16 protein-coding genes are annotated in these 15,312 nt (G+C 53.2%); 12 read left to right on the top strand and 4 right to left on the bottom strand.

Going from position 1 to position 15,312, the window contains the following annotated elements:
* Nucleotides 1-9: 9 nt before the first annotated feature.
* Nucleotides 10-627 carry a LysE family transporter gene (locus tag AAIE02_RS12765; RefSeq protein ID WP_166990509.1) on the top strand — a complete coding sequence of 206 codons (618 nt, stop codon included), beginning with the start codon at nt 10-12 and terminating at the stop codon, nt 625-627.
* 154 nt (nt 628-781) lie between these two features.
* Nucleotides 782-1,327: a hypothetical protein gene (locus AAIE02_RS12770; RefSeq protein ID WP_166990506.1), complete on the top strand. Its 546-nt coding sequence runs from the start codon at nt 782-784 to the stop codon at nt 1,325-1,327.
* Between the two features lie 225 nt (nt 1,328-1,552).
* Here AAIE02_RS12770 and AAIE02_RS12775 read toward each other — a convergent pair whose 3' ends face one another.
* Nucleotides 1,553-2,758 (bottom strand): M24 family metallopeptidase, encoded by a 1,206-nt coding sequence (locus tag AAIE02_RS12775; RefSeq protein WP_498532635.1) that lies wholly within the window; start codon nt 2,756-2,758, stop codon nt 1,553-1,555.
* A 211-nt stretch (nt 2,759-2,969) separates the two neighbouring features.
* Between AAIE02_RS12775 and AAIE02_RS12780 the strand changes: the two genes are divergently transcribed.
* Genes AAIE02_RS12780 through AAIE02_RS12795 form a run of 4 tightly spaced genes read left to right on the top strand, consistent with a single transcriptional unit; the run spans nt 2,970 to nt 4,889 of the window.
* Nucleotides 2,970-3,212 carry a type II toxin-antitoxin system CcdA family antitoxin gene (locus AAIE02_RS12780; protein WP_034809527.1) on the top strand — a complete coding sequence of 81 codons (243 nt, stop codon included), beginning with the start codon at nt 2,970-2,972 and terminating at the stop codon, nt 3,210-3,212.
* A 2-nt stretch (nt 3,213-3,214) separates the two neighbouring features.
* Nucleotides 3,215-3,526 (top strand): CcdB family protein, encoded by a 312-nt coding sequence (locus tag AAIE02_RS12785; protein ID WP_008459397.1) that lies wholly within the window; start codon nt 3,215-3,217, stop codon nt 3,524-3,526.
* A 49-nt stretch (nt 3,527-3,575) separates the two neighbouring features.
* Nucleotides 3,576-4,424, top strand: a complete 849-nt coding sequence (locus AAIE02_RS12790) for an AraC family transcriptional regulator (RefSeq protein WP_336981960.1) — start codon at nt 3,576-3,578, stop codon at nt 4,422-4,424.
* Nucleotides 4,425-4,481: 57 nt separating this feature from the next.
* Nucleotides 4,482-4,889, top strand: coding sequence for a DUF2000 family protein (locus AAIE02_RS12795; RefSeq protein WP_336981958.1), 408 nt, complete (start codon nt 4,482-4,484; stop codon nt 4,887-4,889).
* Nucleotides 4,890-5,102: 213 nt separating this feature from the next.
* On the opposite strand, the gene AAIE02_RS12800 is transcribed toward AAIE02_RS12795, so the two are convergent.
* The 3 genes from AAIE02_RS12800 to AAIE02_RS12810 all read right to left on the bottom strand — a co-directional run bounded on the left by AAIE02_RS12800 (nt 5,103) and on the right by AAIE02_RS12810 (nt 10,578).
* Nucleotides 5,103-7,397 (bottom strand): nSTAND3 domain-containing NTPase, encoded by a 2,295-nt coding sequence (locus AAIE02_RS12800; protein WP_498532636.1) that lies wholly within the window; start codon nt 7,395-7,397, stop codon nt 5,103-5,105.
* Nucleotides 7,394-9,646: an AAA family ATPase gene (locus AAIE02_RS12805; protein WP_126517201.1), complete on the bottom strand. Its 2,253-nt coding sequence runs from the start codon at nt 9,644-9,646 to the stop codon at nt 7,394-7,396. Before AAIE02_RS12805 ends, AAIE02_RS12800 begins: the two co-directional genes overlap by 4 nt.
* A gap of 548 nt (nt 9,647-10,194) precedes the next feature.
* Nucleotides 10,195-10,578 carry a plasmid mobilization protein gene (locus AAIE02_RS12810; RefSeq protein WP_060426170.1) on the bottom strand — a complete coding sequence of 128 codons (384 nt, stop codon included), beginning with the start codon at nt 10,576-10,578 and terminating at the stop codon, nt 10,195-10,197.
* A 542-nt stretch (nt 10,579-11,120) separates the two neighbouring features.
* On the opposite strand from AAIE02_RS12810, the gene AAIE02_RS12815 reads away from it, so the two are divergent.
* The 6 genes from AAIE02_RS12815 (at nt 11,121) to AAIE02_RS12840 (ending at nt 14,773) form a co-directional block, all read left to right on the top strand.
* Complete coding sequence (locus tag AAIE02_RS12815) at nt 11,121-11,330, top strand: TraC family protein (protein WP_023342662.1); 210 nt, start codon at nt 11,121-11,123, stop codon at nt 11,328-11,330.
* A 2-nt stretch (nt 11,331-11,332) separates the two neighbouring features.
* Nucleotides 11,333-11,557: a hypothetical protein gene (locus AAIE02_RS12820; RefSeq protein WP_197791875.1), complete on the top strand. Its 225-nt coding sequence runs from the start codon at nt 11,333-11,335 to the stop codon at nt 11,555-11,557.
* 270 nt (nt 11,558-11,827) lie between these two features.
* Nucleotides 11,828-12,613, top strand: a complete 786-nt coding sequence (trbJ, locus tag AAIE02_RS12825) for a P-type conjugative transfer protein TrbJ (RefSeq protein ID WP_197791897.1) — start codon at nt 11,828-11,830, stop codon at nt 12,611-12,613.
* A 2-nt stretch (nt 12,614-12,615) separates the two neighbouring features.
* Nucleotides 12,616-12,798: a hypothetical protein gene (locus AAIE02_RS12830; protein ID WP_004690111.1), complete on the top strand. Its 183-nt coding sequence runs from the start codon at nt 12,616-12,618 to the stop codon at nt 12,796-12,798.
* 2 nt (nt 12,799-12,800) lie between these two features.
* Nucleotides 12,801-14,444: a P-type conjugative transfer protein TrbL gene (trbL, locus tag AAIE02_RS12835; RefSeq protein WP_197791876.1), complete on the top strand. Its 1,644-nt coding sequence runs from the start codon at nt 12,801-12,803 to the stop codon at nt 14,442-14,444.
* Nucleotides 14,445-14,446: 2 nt separating this feature from the next.
* Nucleotides 14,447-14,773, top strand: a complete 327-nt coding sequence (locus tag AAIE02_RS12840; RefSeq protein ID WP_197791877.1) for a hypothetical protein — start codon at nt 14,447-14,449, stop codon at nt 14,771-14,773.
* Nucleotides 14,774-15,312 lie beyond the last annotated feature (539 nt).

The raw sequence follows: 15,312 nt of genomic DNA on the forward strand, positions 1-15,312 counted from the left end.
AACCTGAGCATGCCCGGCATCATTCATTACGGCACCTTTGTCGTCTCTTTCATCCTGCTGTTAATCATTCCCGGCCCCGGGAATCTGATCCTGATCACCAGCGCCAGCAAAGGCGGCGCGCGCAGCGGCTATCTCTGCCTGATGGGGATTATTCTGGGTGACCAGGTGCTGCTGTGGCTGGCTATCGCGGGCGTGGCTGCACTGCTCGAATCCTCGCCGCATGTTTTCCAGGTCATCAAGTGGCTGGGTGCCGCTTACCTGCTATGGATGGGTGTGCAGCTGCTGATGAAAGCGAAAACCAGCGCCCCGCCGCCGCCGGTGACCGGTAAAAGAACGCCGTTTTTGCAGGGCATGGTCATTACTCTGATGAACCCCAAACCCATTCTGTTTTACGTGATGTTTCTGCCGCTGTTTATCGACCCGGCGCGCAGCCTGGGGATCCCGACGTTCGCTATTCTGGCGGGTACGGCCGCCGCGCTGACCTTTATCTACTGTTCGATAATGATCTTCCTGACGACTTCGCTTGCAGAGAAAGTGCGTTCGCGGCCGGGCATGGTTTATCTGCTGGGGAAAGCCACCGGCCTGTTCCTGGCGATATTTGCGGTGAAGCTGGCATTTTTTAGCTGAGGCAGGACAAGTTATTTACGCCCGATTGCTCTGTATTTATTCTGATTCGGCATCTGGCGTTTTACAGAAATATCTCACTAATGGTTACGTGTCATTCTTTTTAGATTGCTATATTCTTTGCGCGGGTATTTCATCTAATAAGGAAATTAATTATATGAGAGTCGTCGTATTACAGGGCCAATATGGTCTGTTCAAAAAAGAAGGGCTTGATCTTTCCATGCCGGCAATACAAACCTGCCTGGGGCTTTATGCCGTATCAGAGCAGCATGATTACCTTCTCTGCGCGCATTTTGATTCAGAAGTCGGGCTGCAGCAAAATTTAAGAGAAATTAAGAATGCTTTAGCCGCTAAAAACATCAGCATGAGCAGCCTTAAAGCAACGGTCTTTGGCGGCGACGGTAAACAAAGCTACGTCCGGTGTTCCCCTCCCAGCAGCCACATAGGGAATGATATTGTCAGCTTTATCAAAGCGCAGGGAGGCAGCGCCGAGTATTCAAATGAGTATTACTCTGGCGTTATCCCCAAAACATTCAACTTTCACTATCAAAAAGGCTGCGGTATCTCCGAGGGGCAAAATCCGAAGGATTTTTCTGGCGCCAGTCAGCAGGCAATGAATTTAGCTAAGCAAAGAATGAGACTGAGGCCTGCTGAATATTCTCTCGCCCATGCAAAAATGGTAGATGTCAGCCGCTTATACTAAAATCCGTTATTTTTGACCTAAAGGAACCGCCTGGTATTATCGGGCATTATTTATAACCCCTTTATGTACAAATTAATCTCGCAGGTTCCTTTATTTTTAATAATGCAATGTACTATCCAACTATTACAAAATTAAGATAATTAATTTAGCAAAGCTGACAATACGAATTCACAATAATATCTTAATTAAGAGATTAACGGGGCATCTTAATGCCCCGAATTAAGCTTACTCAAAACGCTGAAGCGTCCTCGGTAAGTGGCTAAACAATTCATAGCCGTCATCGGTGATGAGCAACATATCTTCCAGCATGATCGCCCCGACGCCGATGCCGTAGTAAGGCGTTTCCACGCTAAAGACCATGCCCGGTTCGAAGGTTTCGGTTGCCGCAGCGCTCACGAACGGCGCCTCTTCCAGGCCTAAGAACAGCCCATCGCCGTGCCCTAAATGGCCGCGATTATAGTGCGGCAAGCCATTGGCCTTGATTTTACTCATCGTGTCGTTAAACACATGGCTGAGCTTTATGCCCGGGCCAATCAGGCTGAGCATATGCTCGTGGCCCTGCAAAATGGTTTGGTAGATTCGCTCGGCCATGGCCGTTGGCTGCCCGAACACCACGGTTCGCGCCAAATCCGCCCCGTACCCGGCGACATCCACGCCGCAGTCAAATTTGATCAAATCCCCCGGTTTAACGGGTTCGCGGCTCGGGATGAGTTTTGGGGCAAAATCATCGCCCACCGAGATCAAATGGAAGCGCGACAGGTTGGTCTCCGGGTGCTGCATCACGGCTGCTTTGTAGGCGGCGGTGAGATCCCACGCCGAACAGCCCACGCCAATCGTCTTAAAAGCTTCACTGATGCCATACTCGGTGATCTGCGCGCTTTTACGCAGGAAGGCTATCTCCCACGGGCTTTTGACCATCCGTAGCTCATTAAAGATTGCCGTGGAGTCCACCAGCCGTAGATTCGGGATCACCTTATCCAGCGTCTGCTTGCCGCCGTTGCTCATCGCATTCAGCTCGATAGCGATGTTTTTATCCAGCACGCCCGCATCCGCCAATGTGGACTTGAGCAGCTTGAAAACGGCCTCCACCGGTGGGCCAATCGGCCGCTCTTTCACCACCCGCTGCGGGTTAAAAGGCTCGTCGACATCCACCCAAACCGGGAAGGTCTTCAGCTCATAGTTCGCCAGATCAAACTGCAGGCCAGCCGCCTCAAACTCGTTCATCACGATCAACGAAGGCAGCTTCTCATCCCGGAAAATGACCGCCAGCGCCGCGCCGGTGTGGCGGAAGGTGTACATAAAGAAACTGGCTAACCCGGTGACATGGCAAAAGTTGTCCGGGGTGGTCACCACCAAAGCCTCGATATTGTTCCGTGCCATGATCGCCCTGGCTTTGGCCGTGACTGCCTGGAGATGATCTGCTTTATTCATGGTGTTCGTTACCTCAGTCTTGTTTAACTTTTGCCGGAGTCGGATCGCCAGATGTTTTAACAGATCAATCGGGATTTATATAGCGGGCTTGAAACCCGGACATGAAGTCGATTTTTAACCAAAGACATTTGGTGATATTTTAGCCATACAGTATATGTGCTACTGTATGCGTTATTAACACATACAAAAGCACAGTTCTTGAGGAGGAGCCATGCCTGCATCAGCAAGTATACGAGTGAAAAAAACCGTCACCGTCACACTGGAGCCAGATCTGATTCAGGAAGCCAAAGCGGCAGGAATCAACTTGTCACAAACGTTGCGTAAAGCGCTAAAAGCCGAAATCAAGGAGATTGAAGCCGCTCGCTGGAAGAAAGAAAACGAAGCCGCAATCGACTATCTGAACCAGCTCACGGAAGAAAACGGCCTTTTATCCGACACCTACAGGACGTTCTAATCATGCAATTCACCGTCTACAAAAATACGGGAAAGCCAACGGCTTACCCGTATTTATTGAATGTTCAGAGCAACATCATTGGGCGTAGAAACACCCGAGTCGTCATTCCTTTATTCCCTGCTGAAAACTATAAAGGGCCACGCACGGACAAACTCACCCCATCCATTCATCTGGCCGGTGAAGATTTTATTGTGATGACTCATGAACTCGCGAGCATCCCTGAACGGGTCCTGGGCGCAGAACACTGCAGCGCGGCTGAACATGAAAATACAATAAAAGCGGCGCTTAACTTCCTTTTCTATGGCATCGAGTAGCCTGCTCCTCTTTCGGAAACCGAATTCGTTTTAAAGCGAGGCCTGATTGATGATAACGCGCGACAAAACAAGCAGCGACTGGGTTGATATCAATCGCGATGAAGAGAGCGGCATCGAGAGCATTAACGCCCATTTCTCCGGCCACGCTTACGACGCGCACGATCACGACGAAGTGCTTGTCGGCGTTACGCAGCAGGGGCTCCAGCGCTTTAACTGCCACCGCACCACGCACACCAGCCATCCGGGCAGAGCCATTCTGATTGAACCCGGCGCGGTGCACGACGGCCACGCTCCCGAAGCCGAAGGCTTTACTTACGCGATGCTCTACCTGCCGCAAGTCTGGGTGGGCGAGCACATGCAGCGCCGCGGGCTGGGCAACATCGCCACGCTGGAAGCCGCTTTCCATAACACCCTGGCGGACGACCCGCAGCTAAGCATTGCTATTCAGCAGGCGTTTTTTGCCGTTCACCATCGCGAAGGGCGACTCGCCCGCGACCAGACGCTCGACCACCTTATCGCCCTGCTTTCTCGTCACATCAGCCTCAGGCCGCCTTCCACCTCAAACGATGCGCTTCGGCAAATGCATGAAGTCCGGAATTATCTTCACGATCGTATGCATCTGGACATCGGCCTCGACGAACTCGCGCTGCACTCCGGCATCGACAGGTTCCGGCTCAACCGCCAGTTTAAGCAGGCATTTGGCCAGTCGCCCCACGCTTACCTGGTGCGACTCCGCCTGCGCACTGCCCGTTCGCTGCTGGCGCAGGGGAAAGAGCCAGCGCTGGTCGCCTCACAAACCGGATTTGCCGACCAAAGCCATATGGGACGCTGGTTCCAGCGCGCCTATCGCCTCTCCCCTGTCGCTTACCAGCGCCGCTGCACAAACGTTCTATACTGACCGCCCTGTTATCTTCGATGATGCTTTCTCAGAAAGATGAACGGAGAAGCAGGACAGATGTTTGATACCAAAATTGCCTTTATCGTACGCGACGATTTACCCACCTGGCAGCGCCTGAACGTGGTGGCGTTTCTCGGCACCGGCGTGGCCGCCTCCTCCCCGGAAATCATGGGCGCGCCCTACATAGATGCGAAAGGCCGCGAATACGGCAATTTGTCCGGCCAGCCGATGCTGATTTTCGAATCCGATCTCGCCGGGCTGCAAACCGCTCACCGTAAAGGCCTGGAGCGCGAGCTAACCCTGATCCCATACGTGCACGCCATGTTTTCCACCGGGCATGATGCAGCCAACCGGGAAGTGTTCAAAGCGGAAGATGCCGACAGCATGAACCTGGTCGGCCTGGCAATGCGCGGCCCGAAGAAGATGGTGGATAAGGTGATAAAAGGGATGAAGCTGCATAAGTAAGGGAAGACAAATATAAAAAAGCCCGCAATCGCGGGCTTTCAGCACATCTAGTCAATTAAGAGAGTGATTATTCCCACTCAATTATATTGTTGTAATTAATTCGCATTAAAATCATATAGTTATAAAAAAACCTATCGGCAATACCATAATGAATACCATGTCAGGAAGATGATCCCATTCCTGAATGAAACGGCCTAAACGGCAATAACTTTACTACCGATCCAAGAGAGGAGTGAAAAGGTCTTGAAGAGCTCTATCGTCAAACTTCTCCCGCTCTCTCTTGTTCGACGGTGGGAAACTCGGGGAGGGAGCGGGACTGCTCCGGTCTTCAATCTCGCCGATTCGGTCCTCGATGTCGGAGACGGCGCGACTCAAAACATCTTCCGGCACGCCGAAACGGGGCGCGAACTTTTTGAGGGCATCGATACGATCCGATAAGGAGGACTCGCTATCATCCTCGCTGATGCGACTGGTATTCTCCTCGAACTCTTCTAGCACAGCTGCTTGCAAGGCATGGTTGATGCTGGACGGCAGCCCTTGCGCTGCATCCACTGCATCCACTGCATCCACAAGCGTGGAGAGCATGTCACTCGAACACCAGCGTATAGTGTCCGTGATCGCCTTCTCAAGGAGCTCCAATAATTCGGTTTCGTATATGAATGGCCGCCCATATCCCTTGTCACCTAGCCGACAAAATATGTCGATCAAGGCCTCTCCATCCGACCATGCACCAAAGCCCTGCTGTGGATTGCGGGCAATCGCCATAATGCTGTCAGCAAATGCCCGCTCGTTCGTGAGCCGCCACCAGTCCATCAACATCCCCAGCCGTTTGGAGTTTGCAGCATCGTTGTATTCAAGCGACCGCGCATCGCCAGCTCGCGGGCGCCAGTGCGGACGCGTTTCGATCATATCCAGCATGCCAGTGCAGGCTAGGGCGATCTTTGTTTGATCGTCTTCGCTAAGACCGCGCGGATACACAAAATCCCACAAACTCGACAACCAGTCTATGGAGACTGCTGTAGGGACAAGACGAATTAATAGCTCTGTGTCCAACAGATAGGATGAGAGATAATCCTTGAGCGAAGGATTGAGAAAAGAAACCCTTGGTCCGCTGATGTTGACAATGTTGACGAAGCTACCTTCTAGGATGCGAAGGGCTTCTTCGAAGTCCTTAGGCCCGTGCGGTAGGCCATAGGCTGTGCTCATCGCTGTATGTAAGAGCTCGAAAGACAAGCGAAGCGTGCCAAGGGGCACCCCATACTCCGTGAGAAAAAACATCGCCATCAAGAGGTGTCTGCACCGATGATCGATGTGTGTACGGAATGCGGTATCCCAAATCTGGCTAGGGTTATTCAGAGCACCGATAAAGGCCACAGCATAGTCTGCGGGTTCGATATCACCAATGCGAAATGCATCGGTCATAGCCTCGATGACACGCGGGTTATAGTTCTTGTGATCAACAATTTCCGCAAGCCTCTTGCTTTCCAATAGCGCACGGATATGCGACTGTGGTGTCTCTGACACGAGTAGATGATTGTAAAGAATCCTCGCCTTAATCCGGCGCGTATAAACACCAACATCGAGAACGTACTTCGTTACATCGAGGCGCTGGTCGCCAAGATGTTCGGAAACCCTCCGGGCTTCTTCAAAGATGTACCCCCGCGTCGTCAGAATAAAACGAGCATTTGGGGAGCGACGTACTCGGCTCATGAACCGCGCTAAATCAGAATCCTTGTGCGCCAGAGCTTGCCGGTCGAGGGCAACCCTTCCTAGGAAGTCGTCGAAAAGGAACACCTGCTTTTTGCTGTCGCTAATGGCCGCGAAGCCGTCCTCTAGACTACGGATGGGAACGAGCTCCCACTCCTCACTCAGGAATGTGTAACATAGCATCTCGGCCAGTGTCGTTTTACCAACACCCGGGGGCCCTGAGATGATAAGAAGCCGATGCTTCTCCAGCGTAGCCAGTGATTGATCGAAGCTCGGGTTTGATGCGTAGACACGGACCTTCTGTTCAATATCTTCTCGCGTGAACGCTGCAAAGGTATGGGCCGCCGCGCGTACGACTCGGTCTAGAACACCCGCACCTGAAAGCCACAGTTTGATGTGCGACTTGAGAATATCTGGGTACTTCCGGAGAAGACCGTTGAGGTCCTCCGGACCAAAAATATCCGCTTCCGACCTCAGGCTGGGCCCTATAAGCGGAGTGAGCTTACCCTTTCCAAGTGGGGTGAACTTACAGGAAGTCGCTAAAATGTAGCGAATCGGAGCGAGCTTATCGATTGAAAATCGCTCATGCTTCATAGTGGCTATCAACTTACCGAACGGCGAACCTTCATAATGCTTCGCCTGTAGAATGACGTTACCATTAGCCTGCGCGTGCCGGCCATCAATGCCGCCATCCGGCCCTGCGCAGAATGCTTCGAAGCGAAGTCCTTCTTCTCGTCCTATGAGGTCTCGAACAAGATCCTCAAAGTCGGCCGATGATAGATTTTTGAAATCGTAACTCATGCTGCCGTTTCGTCCACTGCGTCGGTGGCTGTGTTCTCATTCGCAAGTGCTAGAGTAGCTAGCGCTTGTGGCCCCATCATCATCTCATAATGCGCGAGGTGATTTGTGACTTCGAAGATTCTGCGAAAAATATCGAGATAACGGGTGACCATCGCTTCATCGACAGAAATGTACAGGTCATCGTTGAAACTGTGCGATCCATCATTCACCCAAGTAAATAGCGAACCACATATTTGCTGGTCGCGGCCCTCGAATCTCGCGCAGATGTCATCCTTATCGAGGTTTCCGAGAATCTTGAAGTAGTTCTCGAGGATGCGTCTTAGCGTGTTTTGGAGCGCGATATTTGATCGGTTCGGCGATCTGACCTCAGCCCAAAGGAGCTCATAAGAAGTACTGATAGGGTTGTGATTGTAGCTGGTGATTACGGATACATCGTTCACTTTCCGCACGATCCAAAACGTCTCGTGTGCTCGGCATTCTGTGCCGCGCTTGGGATCGAAAGATACTTCTTTATGGAAGTAGATGTTGTGCGTCAATAGAAAGACCTGCTTAATAAGCCCAGTCCCTCGGCAAGCCTCATCGAGCACACGTTTGATCAGAGCACTGACGATAAAGAGCACATCGCTGTCAAGGCTAGAGACAGGATCGTCGAACACGACGACTCGCTCCGCATTTATCCCGCTTGCATTGATACTGCCTCTAATGAGGTGGTAAAAGTAGAGGAAAGTGATGAAGGTGCGCTCTCCCTCGCTAAGGGTGGTAGCAGCTTCGCTCCCATCTCCTCTTACAATTTCATAGAGGTTTTGATGTTGGCCAGCGGTCGCGAGGCGGAAACCCGTAAAGCCGAACGATCTTAGAATGGCGTTAATTTCCGTAACGGTTGGCTGAACACTCGTTACTTCGCGTTCCAACGCTGCAAGTTCGTTACTGGCCTCTGCAAGCGCCGCTCGCTTTGAAGCAAGCCCGGCCGTCAGGCCAGTAACGGCACGATCAAGCCCCCTTTTCGCGTTATCGTGGTCAGTAAATGCGAGCCTCGACTCCTCAAGTAAACATCTCCAGATTTGCGATATAAGAGTGGCCCGCTCGGTCGCCAGATTGTCAACTGTCGCATTGTGCTTACCTATCTCAGTATTTGCGTTGGAGATAGCATCTTGAAGGGAGGCGACGATTTCACCAACGGGCTCAAGCGTGACTTGCGAACTTGCCTCTTTCCGTTTGCGGTCGATTTGCCGAAGATTCAACTCTAACCGTGCCGAGAGTCGATCGATATCGGCGCGAAACGCTACCACATCAAGATACTTGCTTCCCGCACTGTGGATCAACTCGAGCCGAGACAAAAGGGTTTTGGAGTGAGCATCATATGCGTCCCTTATGCGTTCGATTGCTGCGATATCAGCAAGATAGGTTTCGTCAAAGTAGTCATTCAGTTTTGTTTTTAGAGAGTCGTTCATCTCCTGCTGGCAGAATGGGCACTGCGGCCCCGCTTCGTCTACATAACCAAGGCCTTGCCGCACCCAGTCGCTGTTGCCGAGGCGACGTATAAGTGCAGCGATGTCAACGTCTTCTTTCCCTACGATTTTTTTCGAGAGAACTGCCGAGCCTTCAAGGACCACAAGGTCGTTGGCGTCAAACACTACGATGGGTGTAAGACGTTCGAGCCCTTTCTCAAAAATTGTCAGCGCACGTTGTTTGAGCTCGTCAAGCGGGACAATCTCAGCAGAGTTCTGCGCCCACTCCATCAGGATCTTGTCGCAAAAGTTAGCCTTTGAACTTCGGAAGCCAGTGAATGCCTCTTGAAAATAAGGATCGTGGACTGTCTTGATCTCCCAGCATTTCTGTTCTATGCCAGTCCTTAAAGTCTGGAGTTCCCCGAGCTTGCCGGAGCTTACGTCACCCAAGGTATTTTGGAGTTGAGCAATGTCTCGGGTTAGGGATTGCACTTGGGCGTTCGCCGCTTCGATCTTGGCAAGCGTTTCAGCCTCCGCCTGCCCTAGCGTGAAAATGCCCGGCATCTGTTGAGCGAAATTCCGAGAGCAGAAGTCACTGTTGTAGACAAGACGCTCCAGTGGCTGACCGGTCCACGTAACAGCGCAGGCGGGTTTTGAAGCGGGGTCTGCAATGACACGCGAGATAGTCGTTTTACCCGATCCATTGGTACCGAAAATAAAATTGATTGAGCGAAGTCCTGCCAGACGTTGCGTATTTGCCCCGTAACTTGCTTCGTTTGTTATAGAAATATCAGATAGCATTTTATCCCCTTTCGCGCCGATTGCGAGTTCCCCCGAACGCGAGAATTAGCGAAACGGACTTAAGCATACGCACTACGAAGCCACCTTGCGCCCAGCGTCGCAAAGGATATTCACTCGTTTTTGAGGAAACCGCATCCAGCTTGGGCCGTCACGACCGACGCAGCTTGGTCATCATTGCTTCGCTGCGGATCCCGAACATGTACAGTCGCACTCAAATGCCTCTTTCATCTGTCGTAAAAGAATCGACAACTCATCCAAACTTCCATCGCGACGTACTTCGGCAAGCAACTGTTCTGAATAGGCCGGATTGGCGCGGAGATATTCGACCATTACCTCAATATGTGATCTGTCTTTCATTTCGCGATACCCCCATTCCTACGGAACAATCAAGCATGCAGAATTTTGATATATTTCATGTTGCCCACCGAATTTTATTGGATTGCACAATCCAAAGTACATCAAAATGGATATGTATTGCAGGTTAAACCAGCAACCAATCCCGAAGAAGCATCAAACAGAAAACCCGAAAAACTGAGCATAACCCGTCGTCATTTTCTGGAAAAGACTATAGCGCTCATTTTCTCTCGAATTCCCGCCTGTAATTCGCGAAATTCGATCATCATCTGCTCAACGTCAACGGGCCTTGCACCTTGACCGCGCTTCTCCGCGAGCCACAACTTCAGCAACCCGGCCACCCGGCCAAGGTCGCCGTTCACGCGCACAAGATCGGCCACGGCTGACAGGTCAGCCCTTGCCCGAATAGGCGCGTTCAGTCCGGCCGCTTTCATGTAGGCGGACAACGACAAACCGGACTGAGCAGCCCGGTCGGCCAGCTCGGCCTTTTCGTCGTTGTTCACCCATACCTCTATTCGTTGGCCTCGGGGTCGGGTTCCTCGGCCCTTCCCTTTCGGTTTCTGTTCTTCGTCACTCATCAGTGCCCCTTTTCCATCGCGCCCGATGGCGCGGATTGGTGTCGTTGTCTTGCCCGGCTTGCGCCTCCTTTTTGGTGCCCGTGGCTCCTTTGTCGCGGCAGCGACCGTCAGCCTCGCAGAGCAGGATGCCGTCGAACCGCAGGTGAGTAAGGGGCGGTGTTGGACTGGTGCGGGCTTGCCCGTACCGGTACAACACACATCCTGCCTGCTACCTCTCTGCGATTCTATGCGACCGGAGTAGAATCGCCATTAAAACATGGCGTAATCGCGTACATTCGCGCTAATTCGCATACATTCGCGTAGCATCGCATTAATCAATTCTTCTAATCGCATAGAATCGCGTACATTTGCATAGAATCGCGTTCCCGACTGAGTTCATGAGCATCAAGTACGGACTGACACCAAAAGGAGGGACTTTGAGAGGCCATATGCTAGGCCAGCCAAATCTAAGCCTTGTAAATTGCTCGACTCGGGTGAGAACATAGCTTCCGTTTGCGCGCTTTTTTTTCGAAACTCGATCATCAATAAACGACGGAGTAATCATGGCACGAAAAACCCTCGCAGAGCGCCGTTCTGATGCCCTTTCAGAGCTTGAAATGGCGAAAGCCAGATTGGCAAAACTCGACAATGAGGCAGCAGAAAGAATCGGAAGAATTGCAATAAAGTCAGGATTGGTTAATCTTGAACTGACGGACGATCAAGTCCGGGAAGAATTCGACAGAATCGTGGAAAGGATCAGCAAGGAGAATTGATCATGAAGACAGCTCACCGCATCAGCACATTGGCCAATCAACTCAACGAACTGCAAGCCTACCTCGGTCGAGCCAGTGGGCGGTCTGGCAAGAGCGTTATGGAAGCCCAGCGCATTGCGGCCGAGCTGGCTTCTTCACTCGAAGAGTGGCACCTTGAAACGTTGCACATCCCTGAAACAGAGCGTGACCTCTATCGCGTACAGAATCCCTATTACGCGGCCCACTGACGCCGCGCACCGCCTTATCAAAAGCTCACTTCGGTGGGCTTTTTTTGTCCGTAAACATACGTTTTACGGACAACACTTTCAATTGAATCCTTCTAAGAAAACCTCGTTAAAAAACAAGATTTTAGGCAATCCCACCTGTCCGGAAATAGACGTTTGACGGACACTTATGTGTTTGTTTTTATTGAAATAAAGTTATTTTTCATGTCTAGCGATGTCAGGCGCTTTGAGGAATACTTAAGCCTCGGAATTTATCAAAACGAGGTATTAGGTATGGAAATAGAATCGCAAATACTGTCTATTTCGTCACTGCGAAAATTCGGACGGAGTGCGGCATTGGCCTTGGCAATCGCAAGCCTTGGCGTTGGCCCCTACATGGCACCGACTCCGGCCTATGCCATCTATTGCTCGAACTGCTCGACGTTCTATCAGCAGATGTACGAGTACGCCGAAGCGGTCAACACGCAACTGAACACCGCGCAGCAGTTGCAGACGCAGATCCAGCAGTACGACAACATGATTAAGCAGGGCATGTCACTGCCCAGCCGCATGTTCAACTCTATCACTGGCGACCTCCAGCGCGTGGCCAGCGTCTACAACTCGGCGCAGTCGCTCGGCCGCAACATCAGCAATCTGGACGAACAGTTTCGCCAGCAGTTCAAGGGCTATGACAGCTATCTGAACTCGATTGGTCAAGGGCAAAACAACATGCCGCAGCGCTATCGGGACTGGGCACAATCCGGCTTCGATAACGCCCGCACGGCCATGCAGGCCGCTGGCGTAAATACCAGCACATTCGAGGATGAGAACGCGATGCTGGATCAGTTGGTGAGCCGTTCGCAGTCGGCCGTTGGCCGTCAGCAAGCCATTCAAGCCGGGAACGAGATTGCGGCGCAGAACGTGCAGCAGCTCCAGAAGCTGCGCGATCTGGTAGCCACACAAATCACCCTGCAAGGCAACTACATGGCGCAGCAAAACGAACGACAGTCCGTTAGCGATGCCTCCGAACAGCAATTCCGCAGCCGTGAAAATACACGCGGCCCGTCTGAGGGGTTCTAACCATGATGATTTCTAAGGCGCTGATTGCCGCCCTCTGTCTCGTCTCGGCCCTTGGCGGGTCGGCACTGACCGCCGTGGTCGTCACGAACGCCGCCGCACCGGAATGCGCAGCGGTCGGCAATGGCCATCAGGATGACCAATTCCGCAGCCGCCCAAACACTCGCGGCCCGTCTGAGGGGTTCTGACTATGCGACGTTCAACCGTTTTCGCACTTGTCGGCGCGGTGCTCTTGCTATCTGCAACTAGTGCGATGGCTGCCGGGGTCGATTTGGCGCAGAGCAACACGTCTATGAACAGCCTTCTGCGGCTGATTCAGAACGCTTCAAACCAATGGGCACCGCGCCTGCATGACTACGCCTTGTGGCTCTTGGGATGCCTTGCCGTCATCCAGTTAGTTTGGACTTTTGCTCCTTTGGTCATGCGCGGAGCTGAACTGGGCGACATCCTCCATGATCTGGTGAAATTCATCCTCGTGATAGGGTTCTTCTATGCGATGCTCGATCACGCGACCGAGTGGGGCGGGGCCATCGTCAACAGCTTCCGGCAGGCCGGGGCGCACGCGGCAGGGTTGGGTAGTGCGGAGCTGATGCCGGGGGATATGTTCTCAACTGCTGTGGACTTTTCACGGCAGGTGCTGACGGCCGGTGTGTCGATGTTCAGCCCAATCACATCGGTTGTAGTGGCCGTATCTGCATTGATCGTCCTGATGTGTTTCACGTTTATAGCGGCTCTGGTGTTCGTGACGCTCGTAGAGGCCTACGTCATCATCAATGCCGCCGTCCTGTTCATGGGTTTCGGTGGCTCTCAATGGACGCGCGAATATGCACTGGCTCCCATTCGCTATGCCGTTGCGGTAGGTGCCAAGCTGTTTGTCCTGACTCTGATTGTGGGTCTGATCATGCAGGTTTCCGCAGAATGGTCGGCAGCCTACACCAACGACGAAGCGTCGTTGATGACCTTGGTCGGCCTGTCTTTGGTGTGCGCCTACCTGACCAAAACTATCCCTGAACTGATCGGCGGCATGATTAACGGCACGTCGATGGGCGGCGGCTCTGCAATTGGGGGCATGGCCGCAGCCGGTGCAGCCGGTGCGGCGGCCGCAATCGCTACTGTTGCAACAGCTGGGGCAGCAGCCCCGGCTGCTGGAGCACTAGGGGCCGCGGGAACTGGCGGAGGCGCTGCCAGTGCCGCGGGTGGTGGACTGGCCTCCGCATTGAACGCCAGCATGGCAGGCGGCAGTACCGCAGGGGGTATCGGTGGTGCGACGGGCGTCGGCGGCGCTGGAATTGGCGCAAGCACAGGAGGGGGCAGCGGTGCGACCGCAAAGGCCGCAGGTTCTCGCGTCGGGGGTGGTGCCGCGTCAGGATCGGCGAATCCAGTGTCGGCGGCCGCTTCGCCTGCTAGCCAAGAATCAGGCAGCGGCTTAAAGCAAGCCGCCAAACAGGCCGGAAAAGCTGCGAAGGGTGGTGACGACGATATGGATCAGCAAGCCGTCGCGCAGCAACGGCAGATGACACCAAAAGAAGGGACTGGCGGCAACGGCAAGGCTGTTGCGCAGGGCGCCGAGGTGGCCACACGGGCGCTTGGCGTGCTGGGCGCTATCAGCGTACCAGGCATGGAAAGCTCCCACGGGCTTTCGCTCGGGGGCACCGGATCTCCCCCTCCAGTCCCCGGCAGTGACAGTCCAGCGCCTGATGATGGCGGTGAGACGACTACACAAGCGGAATCCAACATTATTCGTCCGGCATCGGACACCACTAGCACCGGAGACATCGGCGCGCTCAATGTGCCCGGCATGGCTTCTAGTGTTAACTCTCAATCGGAGACGTAATCATGATGAACGATATATTTTTTGGCCTGATGATGCTCGGTGGCTTTTTTGTTCTCGGTATTGGTATGTGGGCGCTTGGCCAATGGCTGAGACGCAAAGGCTTCGGCCCGCAGCTCGACGCACTAGATAAGCAGTACACGGCACTACAGCATCGTGTGAACCGATTGGCTCTGCCTGCCGCTGCGCATTTCTACGGTGGCATGGGTATGCTTAATCGCATGCCACTTTTCGGCAGCAAGAATCAGGTGGTACTGGTAGAGCATGTGAGAATGGCCATCCTTCAGATGGAAGAGGAAGAACAGCAGCGAGGCAGGGTCATCAATCGCTGACGAGCACCACCAGTTTCATCGCCCACAACCCCGCCTGAGTGCGGGGTTTTGTTTTCCTGCCGCAACTTCTCCGTCTATTACACACCGCCAAAACGGCCTGTATCGCTCCGTGAGGAGTTTTCACACATGACAGCAGAACCATCCCGACACTGAAAAAACGCTACCACGCCCCATACAGGAGCGATTTTGGACGATTTTGCAGGCCGTTAGAGGCCTTATGCTGGTTTTGGCCCTGCCCTTCCCTTTTTGGTGCCCGATCGTCTTTTTGTCCTTTTCGGGGTCCGGTGAGGTGCGAGGGGGCGGTGTGTAATCCACGGCGTTCCGCTGCACTGCGACGACTTGCCGTCGCCTCAAGCCAACTTGTGAGCGTATCGAACGCCTCTCATGCGGGAGGGGGAGCCGCCGCGAAGCGGTGGGGGAACCCCGCAGGAGTGCCCCGTGTCCCTTGTGTGGAGCGGTTTTCCACAATTTGGCACGACCAACTACAGGTTTAGATCTATAGGTTTTTTATTTAAAGGCTGACCTATCGGTTTAGGGGG

It is taken from the genome of Cedecea sp. Ae19-4 (assembly GCF_059801165.1).

What these genes read in the sequence shown, in the direction of transcription:
- AAIE02_RS12820 (WP_197791875.1), top strand. Translation starts at nt 11,333, where the DNA reads ATGAAGACAGCTCACCGCATCAGCACATTGGCCAATCAACTCAACGAA.
- trbL (WP_197791876.1), top strand. Translation starts at nt 12,801, where the DNA reads ATGCGACGTTCAACCGTTTTCGCACTTGTCGGCGCGGTGCTCTTGCTA.
- AAIE02_RS12830 (WP_004690111.1), top strand. Translation starts at nt 12,616, where the DNA reads ATGATGATTTCTAAGGCGCTGATTGCCGCCCTCTGTCTCGTCTCGGCC.
- AAIE02_RS12765 (WP_166990509.1), top strand. Translation starts at nt 10, where the DNA reads ATGCCCGGCATCATTCATTACGGCACCTTTGTCGTCTCTTTCATCCTG.
- AAIE02_RS12775 (WP_498532635.1), bottom strand. Translation starts at nt 2,758, where the DNA reads ATGAATAAAGCAGATCATCTCCAGGCAGTCACGGCCAAAGCCAGGGCG.
- AAIE02_RS12810 (WP_060426170.1), bottom strand. Translation starts at nt 10,578, where the DNA reads ATGAGTGACGAAGAACAGAAACCGAAAGGGAAGGGCCGAGGAACCCGA.
- AAIE02_RS12840 (WP_197791877.1), top strand. Translation starts at nt 14,447, where the DNA reads ATGATGAACGATATATTTTTTGGCCTGATGATGCTCGGTGGCTTTTTT.
- AAIE02_RS12800 (WP_498532636.1), bottom strand. Translation starts at nt 7,397, where the DNA reads ATGAGTTACGATTTCAAAAATCTATCATCGGCCGACTTTGAGGATCTT.
- AAIE02_RS12815 (WP_023342662.1), top strand. Translation starts at nt 11,121, where the DNA reads ATGGCACGAAAAACCCTCGCAGAGCGCCGTTCTGATGCCCTTTCAGAG.
- AAIE02_RS12780 (WP_034809527.1), top strand. Translation starts at nt 2,970, where the DNA reads ATGCCTGCATCAGCAAGTATACGAGTGAAAAAAACCGTCACCGTCACA.
- AAIE02_RS12770 (WP_166990506.1), top strand. Translation starts at nt 782, where the DNA reads ATGAGAGTCGTCGTATTACAGGGCCAATATGGTCTGTTCAAAAAAGAA.
- AAIE02_RS12785 (WP_008459397.1), top strand. Translation starts at nt 3,215, where the DNA reads ATGCAATTCACCGTCTACAAAAATACGGGAAAGCCAACGGCTTACCCG.
- AAIE02_RS12790 (WP_336981960.1), top strand. Translation starts at nt 3,576, where the DNA reads ATGATAACGCGCGACAAAACAAGCAGCGACTGGGTTGATATCAATCGC.
- AAIE02_RS12805 (WP_126517201.1), bottom strand. Translation starts at nt 9,646, where the DNA reads ATGCTATCTGATATTTCTATAACAAACGAAGCAAGTTACGGGGCAAAT.
- trbJ (WP_197791897.1), top strand. Translation starts at nt 11,828, where the DNA reads ATGGAAATAGAATCGCAAATACTGTCTATTTCGTCACTGCGAAAATTC.
- AAIE02_RS12795 (WP_336981958.1), top strand. Translation starts at nt 4,482, where the DNA reads ATGTTTGATACCAAAATTGCCTTTATCGTACGCGACGATTTACCCACC.